The sequence below is a fragment of the Polyangium jinanense genome, assembly GCF_028435265.1.
GTDB lineage: Bacteria > Myxococcota_A > Polyangia > Polyangiales > Polyangiaceae > Polyangium > Polyangium jinanense.
Genome location: NZ_JAGTJK010000013.1, coordinates 186165 through 199300 on the forward strand (window position 1 = coordinate 186165; position 13136 = coordinate 199300).

The 13136-nt window shown below is 68.2% G+C and carries 10 protein-coding genes; 7 read left to right on the forward strand and 3 right to left on the reverse strand.

The window, feature by feature from the left end; translation table 11 throughout:
• Positions 1-15 precede the first annotated feature (15 nt).
• Both KEG38_RS24195 and KEG38_RS24200 read left to right on the forward strand, forming a co-directional pair.
• A complete protein-coding gene (locus tag KEG38_RS24195; protein WP_272422238.1) occupies positions 16-1191 on the forward strand; it encodes an alpha/beta fold hydrolase in 1176 nt (391 codons plus the stop codon).
• Positions 1188-2552, forward strand: a complete 1365-nt coding sequence (locus KEG38_RS24200; protein ID WP_272422239.1) for an MFS transporter — start codon at positions 1188-1190, stop codon at positions 2550-2552. The genes KEG38_RS24195 and KEG38_RS24200 overlap by 4 nt, the downstream gene beginning before the upstream one ends.
• A gap of 62 nt (positions 2553-2614) precedes the next feature.
• Here KEG38_RS24200 and KEG38_RS24205 read toward each other — a convergent pair whose 3' ends face one another.
• From KEG38_RS24205 to KEG38_RS24215, 3 genes are all read right to left on the reverse strand, one after another.
• Complete coding sequence (locus tag KEG38_RS24205; protein WP_272422240.1) at positions 2615-2974, reverse strand: GFA family protein; 360 nt, start codon at positions 2972-2974, stop codon at positions 2615-2617.
• 119 nt (positions 2975-3093) lie between these two features.
• Complete coding sequence (locus KEG38_RS24210) at positions 3094-4788, reverse strand: sensor histidine kinase (protein WP_272422241.1); 1695 nt, start codon at positions 4786-4788, stop codon at positions 3094-3096.
• A 19-nt stretch (positions 4789-4807) separates the two neighbouring features.
• Positions 4808-5980 carry a glutathione-independent formaldehyde dehydrogenase gene (locus KEG38_RS24215; protein WP_272422242.1) on the reverse strand — a complete coding sequence of 391 codons (1173 nt, stop codon included), beginning with the start codon at positions 5978-5980 and terminating at the stop codon, positions 4808-4810.
• A 206-nt stretch (positions 5981-6186) separates the two neighbouring features.
• Between KEG38_RS24215 and KEG38_RS24220 the strand changes: the two genes are divergently transcribed.
• From KEG38_RS24220 to KEG38_RS24240, 5 genes are all read left to right on the forward strand, one after another.
• Entirely contained in the window at positions 6187-7137 is a 951-nt protein-coding gene (locus KEG38_RS24220; protein ID WP_272422243.1) for a LysR family transcriptional regulator, read from the forward strand.
• 553 nt (positions 7138-7690) lie between these two features.
• Positions 7691-9553, forward strand: a complete 1863-nt coding sequence (locus KEG38_RS24225; protein ID WP_272422244.1) for an amidohydrolase — start codon at positions 7691-7693, stop codon at positions 9551-9553.
• Positions 9554-9567: 14 nt separating this feature from the next.
• Positions 9568-11217, forward strand: coding sequence for an MFS transporter (locus KEG38_RS24230; RefSeq protein ID WP_272422245.1), 1650 nt, complete (start codon positions 9568-9570; stop codon positions 11215-11217).
• Positions 11214-11684: a DoxX family protein gene (locus KEG38_RS24235; RefSeq protein ID WP_272422247.1), complete on the forward strand. Its 471-nt coding sequence runs from the start codon at positions 11214-11216 to the stop codon at positions 11682-11684. The genes KEG38_RS24230 and KEG38_RS24235 overlap by 4 nt, the downstream gene beginning before the upstream one ends.
• A complete protein-coding gene (locus KEG38_RS24240) occupies positions 11684-13114 on the forward strand; it encodes an alginate export family protein (protein WP_272422248.1) in 1431 nt (476 codons plus the stop codon). Before KEG38_RS24235 ends, KEG38_RS24240 begins: the two co-directional genes overlap by 1 nt.
• The last annotated feature ends 22 nt before the right edge of the window (positions 13115-13136 follow it).

Sequence of the window (13136 nt, forward strand, 5' to 3'; positions counted from 1 at the left end):
CCAAGGAGGACCTCGATGAATCGTCGGTTCATAAAGGTGCATATGCACCTATCGACATGGGTGATGGTGACCCTGGGCCTCGCCGGCGCCGGGTGCGTGGCCTCTCCGCCGGCCGAAACGCCGGCCCCGTCGCAGGCGAGGGCGCAGCCGACGACGGCCGCCCCTTTCACCTCGGCCAGCGTGATTGCAGCGAACGACGGCACGGCCGTGTTTCACGACGTTCGTTTCGCTGACGGCCGCGTGCTCGACGAGGTCCGCATCCATTACGCGACGGCCGGCACGCCTCGCCGCGACGACCGCGGGCGCATCGTCAACGCCGTCTTGATGCTCCACTGGACGGGATCGAGCGGCGACGTCCTCCAGGGACGCGCCTTCGCGGACGCGCTGTATGCGCCGGGCAAACCGCTCGATCTCTCGCGTCATTACCTCGTCTTCCTCGACGCGCTCGGGCACGGGCGCTCGAGCAAGCCGAGCGACGGCATGCGTGCACGATTCCCCTCGTACGGATACGACGACATCGTCGGCTTGCAGCACCGCACCGTCACCGAGGCGCTGGGCCTCGACCATCTTCACGCGATCGTGGGGTTGTCCATGGGCGGGATGAACGCATGGCAATGGGCCGTGCGTTACCCCGATTTCATGGACGCGATCCTCCCGATCGTCGCGCTGCCGGCGCCTATCTCCGGGCGCAACCTGATCTGGCGGCGCTTCGTGGCCATGCACATCCGAAAGGATCCCACGTGGGAAGGCGGCAACTACACGAGCCCGCCGCGCGGATGGACCGAGGCGTTCCCCGTCTTCCGCATGATGCTCGACGGCGTCCCCCACCTCCACGAGACCGTGCCCGATCGCGACACCGCCGACGCGTTCGTCCGCGACGCCTCCGCGCAAGCCGCTCGTATGGACGCGAACGACATTCTTTACTCGCTCGAAGCATCGCGCGACTACGACCCGAGCCCGGCGCTGGAGCGCATTCGCGCCCGCGTCTTCGCGCTCAACTTCTCCGACGACGAGTTCAATCCCGTCGCGCTCGGCATCCTGGAATCGAGCATGCGGCGCGTTCCTCGCGGGAAATACGTCATTCAGCCAGGCACGAGCGCGTCGTTCGGCCACTTCACGCAAGCGCATCCGGAGCTTTGGGCTCAAAACGTCGGCGCGTTCCTCGCCGAGCTCGAAGGAGTCACGCCGTGACGAACTCCTCCACGAAACATCGACCGGTCGAGACCTTGCTCATCGTCGGGACGGCCAGCGTCCTTTCGTCGCTCGATCTCTTCGTCGTCAACATCGCCTTCTCGTCGATCAAGCAGAGCTTCGCCGACACGACGAACCAGGCCCTCTCGTGGGTCCTCTCCGCGTACTCGATCCTCTTCGCCGCGATGATGATCCCCGCGGGCAGGCTCGCGGATCGGTACGGACGCAAGCGCGTCTTCCGCCTCGGACTCGTGGTCTTCGGCGTCGCGAGCGCGGCTTGTGCCCTTGCGCCGAGCGTCTCGATGCTGATCCTCGCACGCGCCGTCAAGGGAATCGGCGCGGCGATGATGGTCCCGACCAGCCTGGGCCTCGTCCTCGCGGCCTATCCGCGCGAGAAGCACACGCAAATGGTCGGCGTGTGGGCGGCAACCGGCGCGGTCGCGGCTGCGCTCGGCCCGGTCGTCGGCGGCGCGCTCGTTCACCTCGACTGGCGCCTGATTTTCCTCATCAACGTGCCCTTCGTGGCCGTGGCGACGTGGCGGAGCAAAGAGCTCGTCGACACGGCATATGGGGGAGCCGACGTGCCGGACCTCCTCGGTTCGTCCCTGCTCGCGCTCGGCATCGGCGCGATCGTCGCTGCCATCTCGTACGCCCCGGACTGGGGCGCCCTGAGCCCGAGTTTCCTCGTGACGAGCTCCGTCGGCGTCGTCCTGCTCGCCTGGTTCGTCCGGCGCTGCCGAACCTCCGCGTCCCCCGCGCTCGACCTGCGACTCTTTCGTATTCCAACCTTTGCAGTCGCAACGATCGGCATGGGCTGCTTCTACATCGGCTTTGCGATGATGCTCCTCGGAGGAACGTTGTTCCTCACCTCGGTCTGGCAATGGGACACGCTCGTCGCTGGCGCGGGATTCGCGTGGGGCCCGGCGACGGCGGCGGTCACGGCGCTCGTCGCGGGGCGGCTTTCCGTGCCGCCGCGGTACGCGACGATCGTGGGCGGAGGTCTGTTCGTCCTCGCGGCGTTCTGGTGGTACGCGCTGCTCGATCAGGTGCCGACGTGGACGACGCACTTCCTGCCCGCGTCGCTGCTCTTCGGTGCGGCCGCGGGGATCGCGCAGACGGGTTTCCTCGCGGGAGGAACGGCCTCGCTGCCGGCGTCCGAATACGCGACGGGGACGGCCATCCTCAACACGGCGCGGCAGCTCGGCGGTGCCGTCGGCGTCGCGCTCTTCGTCGCGCTGACCGGCACGGCGACCTTGGCGTCCCAGTATGCTCCCGCGTGGCTCGCCATCGCGTGCTTTGGGCTCGTCACCTGCCTGTCGGCCTTCGCGCTCCGAGCGCACCGCGCGGCCGCGCCTGCCTAACACGCGGAGATCACGCCTTCGCCTTCCGAAGGCGAAGGCGGAGCTCATCTGCCCGAGCCTCGTCAGAGGCTCTTCCCGTCGAACTCCTTCACCTTGAACGCGCCGAGGTCCACGTCGTCGAGCGTGCGGACGTTGATCGCGTACATCTCGGTCCCGTCAGGCATCGAGCCGCGGGCGAACGAGCGCACCCCGCAGGTCGGACAGAACAGGTGATGGATGTGTTTCTTGCCGAACTGATAATCGTTGACGATGTCCCCGCCGGAGAGGACCTCGACCGCCGCGGCGGGCACGAAGGCCAGGAACGAGCCCGTCTTCATGCAAATGGTGCAATTGCACGACACCACGTCCTGGATGCCGGTCTTCACCTCGTAACGAACCTTCCCGCAGTGACACCCGCCCGTGTACGTCTTTGCCTCGGTCATGTGCTCGACTCTCCTCGTGCGTCGTCCTGACGCGCGGCGCAGTTTGTCCGAGCGCTCGTCCCGGGTCCACGGCGAAATGCGTCTGCCTGCCGGACGCGTGGGGAAAGGGACGCCCCCGATCACGCCGCGAGCGGCATCGAAAACGAGAACGCGCTCCCCCGGCCCACCTCGCTCTCCACCCAGATGCGGCCGTGGTGCTGCTCGACGATCGCCTTGGACAGGTAGAGGCCGAGCCCCAGGCCGACATAGGAGCCCGTGCGCACGCTCACGCCGGGAACGCGATAGAACCTATCGAAGACGTGAGGGAGGGAGTCTCTCGGGATGCCCGGCCCCCGGTCCTTCACCGTGACGATGGCCTCCGCGCCGGACTGCTCGAGCGAGAGGTCCACGGGCTCCTCCGCCGCGGAGTATTTGTACGCGTTGGCGAGCAGGTTCGTTATCACCTCGGCCGTCCTGTCCTCGTCCGCGAGGACGTGGACGGGCTCCTCCGGCAGGTGGAGCGAGAGCGGCCGACGCGCCACCTGCGACTGCTCGGCCCCAGCGCTCCTGCAGATGGCGCGTAGATCGCAGTGCGTCTCTCGGAGCGCGAGCTTGCCCGCGGCGATCGCCGACACGCTCAGCATCTCGTTCACGAGCCGCGTCATGCGATCGATCGAGCGAGTGAGGCGCTCGAGCCGCTCGGCGAGGCGCGGCTCGAGCGCCTGGAGCTCGCGGTGGACGAGCTGCACGTTGAGCTTCAGGCAGGTGAGCGGCGTGCGCAGCTCATGGGAGGCGATTCCGAGGAACATGTCCTTGAGCCTCGACTCGGCCACGGCCGCCGCGTGGAACTCCGCCGCTCGCCGGCTCTGGATGTCGGCGAGCGCGACGGAGATCTCGCGCGCGACGCGGTGGACGAAGGCGCCATAGTCGTCGTCGAGCGCGCGGGCCGGGCGGAGGCCCACGACCAGCACGCCGGCGCGGCCCGACGGCGAGCCGCCCGTCACGGGGAGGACCGCCGCGTGCGTCGGGCCCGCGAGCGCGTTCATCACGCAGAGCCCGAGGCCCGACACCGGGACGAGCCGCATCTGGTTCTCGCGCGCCACGCACGCCATCTCCCAGGGACACCCGGGCGAGAGCACGATCTCGCGGAGCGCCTCGGGCACCTCGGCCGCGAGCCCCGCGGAGGCGCGCAGCGTGGCCCTCGTGCCGGCCGGATCGAACTCGTAGAGGAACGCGAAGAGGACGTCCTTCAGCGTGTAGGAGAGGGCCTTCGGCATGATCCGGTAGAAGTCGTCCTCCGTCTTCGCCGGGCGGAGCGCCTCGGTGAGCAGGCGGAGCGCGCGCTCGCGCCGCGCGGCGAGCACGGAGCCCGTCGTCTCGATGCCGCACATCAGCGCTCCACACACGGCGCCCTGGTCGTCGCGGATGGGGCTGAATGAAATCGACACGTACACCTCCTCGAGGTCGTTGCCGCGATCGAGGAGAAGCATGAGATCCTTCCCCGTCACCGGCTGCCCGGCGTACCAGACCTGGCGGAGCGCCCACTCGAAGAAATCCCAGCTCTCTGGCCACACCTCGCGCGCAGGCCGCCCCATCGCAGAGGGGTGCTTGTGACCGAGGAGCGCGGAGAACGCGTCGTTGTAAACGACCCGCGCGTGGGCCGGATCGGTCCCGAGGAGCACGCAGAGCGGGATGCCGCTCGGGAGCGCCGTTTCGATGAGCACCCTCACCCGCGGAGGCCAGTCCGAGAGGGGGCCGAGCGGCGTCTTCGACCACTCGAGCCGCGATATGAGTGCCCCAGCCGCGCCGGATCTCGCGATGAGATCGGTCGTCACTTCCCCATTCCCCCTTGCATTACATGTGCGGGTCGAGGACCACCTTCGCGAACCCGTCCTCGCGGCGGCTGAGCTTGGCATACGCCTCGGGCGCGGCGTCGAGCGGCATCCTGTGGGTCACGACCTGGCTCGGGCGGGCCCGGCCGGAGGTGACGAGATCGCGCAGGCGGCTACCATAACGCATCACCGGCGTCTGGCCCGTTCCGAAGGAAATTCCTTTTTCCCAGAGCTTGCCGAACGAGATCTGGAGCTCTCCCTTCTTCGCATGCGGGTTTTTCCCGCCCGGGTCCTCGGGGACGTAGAGGCCAACGATGCCGATGTGGCCGGTCGGATTGACGAGGCGGATCAGGTCCTCGATGATCCGATTCGGCGCCTCGTGGGATGGGTCCGTCCAGTCGACGGCCTGGAATCCGACGGCCTCGATGCCAGACATCACGCCATCCATTTTGGCGGTAGCGATCCCCTGGGCTTTCCGGAGCGCGACAATCTGCTCCACCGGGTCGCCGCGCATGAAGTCGATGGCCGTTGCGCCCATCGCCTCGGCCCGGGCGAGCCGGTCTGGCACGTAGTCGACGACGTAGATCTCGTCCGCTCCACGCAGCGATGACGCGTACGCCGAGAGGAGCCCGACGGGCCCCGCGCCGAAGACGGCCACGCTCATCCCCGGCTCCACGGCGGCCAGATCCGTGGCGAACCAGCCTGTCGGGAACACGTCGGCGAGGAGCACGAAGTCGTTCTCGAAGACGTCCCTCGGCTCGCCGGGCAGCGAGAGGCAGTTGGTGTCGGCAAACGGCACCCGGAGGTGCTCGGCCTGCCCTCCGCGGAAGGGGCCCATTCCCACGTACCCGTACGCGCCGCCGTGCGCGCTCGGGTTGACGTTGAGGCATGCCGCCGTGTACCCGCGCTTGCAGTTGAAGCACGTCCCGCAGGAGATGTTGAAGGGCATCACCACCCGATCGCCCTTTTTCACCCGCTCGACCGCGGAGCCGACTTCCTCCACGACGCCGAGCGGCTCGTGGCCGAGCACGGTCCCTGGCTGCGCGGCGGTGCGGCCTTCGTACATGTGCAGATCACTGCCGCAGATGGCGGCCGAGGTGATCTGCACAATCGCGTCGGTCGGCTCCTCGATGCGCGCATCGGGGACCTCCTCGACCGCGACGTCGAGCCGACCTTTGTAGACGACCGCCCTCACGACATCTCCCTCGCGGCAATGTCGGATCGCCGGATCTCGCGTCAAGCCCAGGCGGGGTCCGCGCGCCAACCTGCGAAAGCGGCTGAGGGGTCCGAGCTGGACGAAGGAACGACGCCGTTTGCGGGAAAACCGCACGTACGGTTTGAACAGGCGTCAGGCTCAACCCAGGTGCGGATGTCTGCGCAAGAAAGAGATAGGATTTCCCCATGCTCGACACGGTGACCCTGGATCAGCTCCGCGTGTTCATCACCGCGGCGGACGAGGGGAGTTTCTCGGCTGCCGCGCGCAAGCTGCGCCGTGTGCAATCGGCCGTCAGCCAGGCGATCGGGAACCTCGAAGCGCAGCTCGGCGTGGCCCTGTGGGATCGCTCGACGAAGCTGCCGACCTTGACCGCCGAGGGGCGCTCCATGCTCACCGCCGCTCGCCGGGTCGTGGGCGAGGCCGATTCGCTGCGCAAGCTCGCGGCGGGAATGGTCACGGGGCTCGAAGCCTCCGTCTCTCTTTGCGTCGACGCTCTTTTCCCGGTCTGTGCGCTCGTCGATCTCTGCCGCGGCCTCGCGTCCGCCTTTCCCTCCGTGGATCTGCGCGTCGATACGCAGCCGACGTCGCTCGTCGCCGCGCGTGTCCTCTCGGGCGCGGCCACGCTCGGCGTGGTGGGCGCGACGGGCATCCCCCCGGGCCTCGAGCGCCAGGTACTCTCGCCCATTCGCATGATTCCGGTCGTCTCTGTCGAGCACCCGCTCGCGCGGCACGAGGGCCGCATTCCCGCATCGCGTTTCGCCGAGCACGTGCAAGTCGTCCTCGCGGCGCCGGAGCAGGGGGATGAGCACTCCGTGCTCTCGTTTCGCACGTTCTGCGTGGCCGATCTCGCCACGAAGCACGCCCTCGTGCGGGCCGGGCTCGGCTGGGGCAACTTGCCCGAGCACGTGGTGCAGGCTGACGTACGGTCGAAGCGCCTCGCGCGAATCCAGCCCGAGCCCTGGGGTGAAGGCGAGCACGTATTTCATCTCTCTGCCATTTACCGACCGGACGCGGCTTTTGGCCCGGTCCATCGCTGGATACTCGCGGAGCTCGCGAAGCTCTGCCCGCGCGACGCAGGCCTCCCGCATCGGCCACGCGAAGCAAAAAGTCGACGCCGGAACCATCGGCCGAGGTGATAGGTCCCATCATTCGAATGCGGATTGCGAAAGGCTCCGCCAGGCCGATAGATTCCCCGCGTGCCTCGGCCGGGCTCGAACTCGGTCGACATCGAGCAGAGGAGGCATCTCATGCAACTGGGCGCGCACCGCGACGTACGACCGTCACGGGTCTCGCCAAGGAGCTCGGAGGCGCGTATGGTCTCGGCATCACGTATGCCAAGATTAGGTTCGGCGGCAGCGCTGCCCCGTAGCGCCGGGGTTTCACCCCGGACCCGACCAGGGGTTATCCACCCCTGGACCCGGACCAGGGCAAGCCCTGGACGCGGGGCGACAGCGCGCGATGCGCGCTGTCGACAGGGAAAACGTTCCCAGCAGGTAGGGCAGCGCTGCTGTCTTGGTTGGCAACGCCGCTCGTGGTCTTGCCACGGGCCCGTCGGAAAAACCGCGCATCGCGTGGTTTTTCCGCCCTCGGTCCAGGCCGTGCCTGGTCCGGGGTGAAGGGGGCGGACAGCCCCCTTCTGGGGTGCGGGGCAACGCCCCGCGCATAGGTCGAGGAAGCGAGGAGGTCGACATGGCAGTGGACTTGATTCTCACGAATGGACGATTCACCACGCTCGACCCGGGCGAACCTGCGCCTGAGGCGGTGGCGATCGAGGGCGGCAAGTTCTCCGCCGTCGGCGGCACGAAAGAGATCCTCGCGCTTGCGGACGAGCGCACCCGTGTCGTCGACCTTCGGGGCCGCCGCGTCGTTCCTGGGCTGATCGACAGCCATTTGCACGTCATTCGCGGCGGGCTCAATTACAACATGGAGCTCCGCTGGGACGGCGTGCGTTCGCTTGCCGATGCCATGCACATGCTCGAGCGGCAGGTCGCGGTGACGCCTGCGCCGCAATGGGTGCGCGTGGTTGGTGGTTTCACGGAGCTTCAGTTCGTCGAGAAGCGCCTCCCGACGCTCGACGAGTTGAACCGCGTCGCGCCCGACACGCCCGTCTTCATCCTGCACCTCTACGATCGCGCCTTGCTCAACCGGGCGGCGCTCCGCGTCTGCGGCTACACGAAGGACACCCCGAACCCGCCGGGCGGTGAGATCCAGCGTGATTCGAATGGCGAGCCGACGGGCCTCCTCCTCGCGAAGCCCAATGCGCTCATTCTCTACGCCACGCTGGCGAAGGGGCCGAAGTTGCCCCCCGAATACCAGCTCAACTCGACCCGCCATTTCATGCGCGAGTTGAACCGGCTCGGCGTGACGGGCGTGATCGACGCGGGCGGCGGCTTTCAGAATTACCCCGAGGACTACGAGATCATTCGCAAGCTCGCGGCCGATGGCGAGCTCACCTTGCGCATCGCGTACAACCTCTTCACCCAGAACAAGGGCGGCGAGGTCGACGATTTCCGCAAATGGATCGGCATGGTGAGCCCGGGGCAGGGGGACGACTCGTTCCGGCACAACGGCGCCGGCGAGATGCTCGTCTTCTCCGCGGCCGATTTCGAGGATTTCCGCGAGCCGCGGCCCGATCTTTCCGCGTCGATGGAGACCGAGCTCGAGGGCGTCGTGCGTGTGCTCGTCGAGGGCCGCTGGCCGTTCCGCCTGCATGCCACCTACGACGAGACGATTTCCCGCGCGCTCGACGTCTTCGAGAAGGTGAATCGTGACATCCCGTTCGGCGGCCTGCACTGGTTCTTCGACCACGCCGAGACGATTTCGGATCGCAACATCGATCGGGTCGCGGCCCTCGGCGGCGGCATCGCGGTGCAGCACCGGATGGTTTACCAGGGCGAATACTTCGTCGAGCGCTACGGCGCACGTGCGGCCGAACATACGCCGCCCGTGCGAAAGATGCTCGCGGCGGGATTGCCCGTCGGCGCCGGTACGGACGCCACGCGCGTCGCCTCCTACAATCCCTGGGTCTCGCTCGCGTGGCTCGTCACCGGCAAGACGATCGGCGGTTTGTCGCTTTACCCTGAGGACAACCGATTGGACCGGGAAATGGCGCTGCGGCTCTGGACCGAGCGGAATACCTGGTTCTCCTCGGAGGAGGGCAAGAAGGGGCAAATCAAGGTCGGGCAGCTCGCGGATCTCGCCGTGCTCTCCGCCGATTACCTCACCGTGCCCGAGGACGAGATCCAGGACATCGAGTCTGTCCTGACGATCCTCGGCGGCAAGGTGGTCCACGGCGCCGAGGAGCACGCATCGCTCGCGCCGCCCTTGCCGCCCGCCATGCCCGACTGGTCCCCCGTGCGCACGTTCGGCGGCTACCAGCGCCGCGTGGCCCCCTCGCAGGGCCGCGGCCATGCCCTCAGCACCGCTTGTTTCGCCGCGGATCCGTGCGCCGTGCACGGCCACGATCGGGCCCGCGCGCTCCTTTCGCACATCCCCGCCTCGGATGAGAGCTCATTCTGGGGCGTCCTCGGCTGCTCTTGCTGGGCGTTCTAGAAGGAAAAACCGCAATGATGGCAGGGGCAAGCCAGACCGCCGCGCCCAACGCGTGGGCGCCGCTGCGCCGCGAGGTCTTTCGATCCTTGTGGCTCGGCGCGCTCGCCTCGAACGTCGGGCTCTGGATCCAGAATGCGGCGGGCAGTTGGGACATGACGTCGTTCGGGACGGCGCCGGTCTACGTGGCGCTGCTCCAGACGGCTTCGAGCTTGCCGGTATTTCTCATCGGTTTGCCCGCGGCGGCCTTTGGCGACATCTTCGATCGCCGAAAGCTCCTTGCGTCCTTCGCCACGTGGATGGCGCTGGTCTCGGTCCTGCTCGCTGCGCTCTCTTTTGCTGGGCTCCTCGGCCCAACCAGCCTGCTCGCGCTCACGTTCGCTCTCGGCCTCGGCGCGGCGCTTTCGGCGCCGCTCTGGCAGGCCGTTCTCCCGTCGCTCGTCGACAAAGCCGAGCTCGCGTCGGCCGTCACCTTGAGCGGCGTCGCCGTCAATGTCGCGCGGGCGCTCGGCCCTGCCATCGGCGGCATTGGCCTCGCCCTCGCGGGCAGCGGGCCCGTTTATTCGTTCAACGCGCTCGCGTTTTTCGTCGTCGTCATCCAGGTCCTCCGCTGGAAACCTCCCGTCACGAAAGCGACCTTGCCACCCGAGCGTGTCGCGGGCGCCATCGTGGCGGGCCTTCGTTTCGCGCGCCGGGCGCCCGCGCTTCGGGCCGTGCTCGTCCGCGCGGCCGCGTTCATCCTGGCCGGCAGCGCATTGTGGGCGCTCCTCCCCGTCATCGCGCGGCGCGAGCTCCACATGACTCCGCTCCGCTTCGGCATCTTGCTCGGTTGTATCGGAGCGGGCGCGCTCGCCGGGGCCGCCGTCATGCCACGCGCGCGCCAAAAACTCGGCTCCGACGGGCTCGTCGCCATTGCGACGGTCGTGTATGCCGGGTCGATGGCCGTCCTCGCGCACGTCCGGGTCGAGGCGGCGCTTTATGTGTCCATGCTCGCCACGGGCGTTGCGTGGATCAGCATCATGTCGAGCTTCAATGTCGCCGCGAGCTCGGCGGCTCCGGGCTGGGTGCAATCCCGCGCGCTCGGCCTTTACCTTTTGGTCTTTCAGGGCGGCCTCGGGCTCGGCAGCTTCGCGTGGGGCACGCTCGCCGGGCGCATCGGCAGCGCCGCGACGCTCTCGGCGGCCGCGGCCTGCGTGCTCGCCGGCTTGCTCTCGGCGCTCCGCTGGAAGCTCGGCGCCGCGCGGAAGGACGACGTTGCGAGCTTCGATGCCTGGCCCGAGCCCGTGATCGAGGTCCCGATCGATATCGACGCCGGCCCCGTGCTCGTCGAGCGCCGTTATGTCGTGCGACCGGAGCAGCGCGCCGAATTCCTCTCGCTCGCCCCGGAGCTCGAATCCCTCCGGCGTCGTGACGGCGCCATCGATTGGGCGCTTTATGAGGACCTCGGCGGCAAGGACGGGCTGGTCGAGACGTTCCTCGTCGCCTCGTGGGCCGAGCACCTCCGCCAGCACCGCCGCGCTGTCGCGGCCGACAAGGCGCTCCTCGAACGCATTCGTGCCCTCTCCGAAGACGCAGGCGTCGTGCACCTCGTCGACGCGCGCTCGGCGGCCGCCGCCCGTGCGCGGGGCCTCGAAATCGCGGACCGCGCGCACAGGGAGGAACCGTGACAACCCCCGAACATCGCATCAGCCATCTCCTCGATCGTTCCCGTGACGCCGGCCTGCTCGTGCTTCGCGTGGGTGCGGCCCTCCTCATCTGGGCCTTTCACATGCGCCCGAAGCTCGCCCATTTCGACGAGGAGCTCCGCTCGTTTCCCGATCCGATCGGCATCGGGCACGCGCCGAGCTTCCTCCTCGCGCTCGTCTCGGAGGGGCTTTGCAGCGTCCTTTGCGCGCTCGGCCTTTTGACACGCCTTTCTGCCTTGCCGATCGTGTTCACGATGGCGATGGTCCTCCTCCTCGCCGTGCGCGGCTTCGAGGGCGCCGATGTGCAGGCGGCGCTCCTTTATGCATTGCCATACCTGACGCTCGCGCTCGTCGGACCGGGCCGCCATTCCATCGATCACTTGCTCCGGCACCGGTACGAGGCGCTCCTTCGCCGATACCTCCACCGCGCTCCTTCACAGGGCGCCTGATGCGACCTGCTCGAACCTCGGCGCTCGTCCTCGCGACGGGCGTGTTCTTCGGCCTCGCGACCACGCCGATCTCCGCGCCGCGCGCGCAGGACGTCCACGGTGGCGAGCGAACGGCGGCGCCGGCCCCGCGTTATCAATCCCTGCGATACCTGGAGGATTACAGCTACCTCGCGCACACGCGCGGCGACGACCCCTTCGACCGCCTCAAATACGTGCCGCTCTGGCCCGGCGGCCACCTCTCCATCGGCGGCCAGCATCGATTGCGGTACGAGTATCTCGCGCCCGTCGATCTCGCGCCGGCCTCTGCCGAGCCGCGGGAGAGCGTCCTCTTCGTCCGCAACCTCCTGCACGCCGATCTCGTGTTTCACCGGCAGATCCGACTCTTCGCGCAGATCGGATCGTTCGAGGCGCTCGGCGCCCCCGCGCGCGACGAGCCGCCCGGCGCGAACCTCCTCGATGCGCCGCAGTTCTTCCTCGAGATTCGCGGTAAGGCCCGCGGCGTCGGAATCGTCGCGCGCGCGGGGCGCCAGGAGATGTCGCTCGGATCCACGCGCTGGGTGAGTGCGAGGGACGGGACGAACGTCCGGCAATCGTTCGACCTCGCGCGTATCTCCCTCTCGGGACGTACGTGGAAAAACGACACCTTCTTTGGCACCGTCCCGGCCCTCGAGCGCGGCGTCTTCGATGACGCGCCCAGCTTCCAGAGCAAGTTCTGGGGCACCTATTTCACGCTCGCCGTGGCCCCCGGGAAAGCCGCGAGCCTCGACGCGTTTTACCTCGGCCGGGACCGGCCCGACGTCACCTATCGCGAAATCAGCGGCCGCGAAGTGCGCCACACGCTCGGCGTCCGCGCGTTCGGCGAACTGGCTTCGGGGTTCGAGTACATCGTGCACGGGCTCTTCCAGGGCGGCACCGTCGGCGACGCGTCGATCCTCGCCTGGGGATTCGCGGGAGGCCTCTGGCAGCGCCTCCCCGGGGCCTTTTCGCCGCTCCGGATCGGCGTCCGATGGGACGCCCTGAGCGGCGATTCGCGCGCCGGCGACGGCACCGTCTCGACGTTTCACCCGCTCTTCCCGAACCAGACGTTTTTCAGCGCGCTGCCCGCGATTTATCCGACGAACCTTTACGAGGTGCACCCGCTCATGCAATTCGAAAGGGGCACCGTGAGCGCCGAGGCCGGCTGCACGTTTTTCTGGCGCCAGGCCGTCGAAGACGCCGTCTACCAGCCGCCCGGCGCTCCGTTCATCCGCGCGACCGAGTCGCGGGCTCCGTTCACCGCCGCCCAGATGTCCCTCTCGCTCGGCTACCGCGCGACGCGGCACCTGTCCTTCAATGCGGAGTATTCGCACGTGTTCGCGGGCCCGGCGTACGTCGAGGCCGGCGGCACGGACGTCGACTTTTTCGGTACGTGGACCACGTTCACCTATTGAAACGCCGAGCGACGCTCCGCGC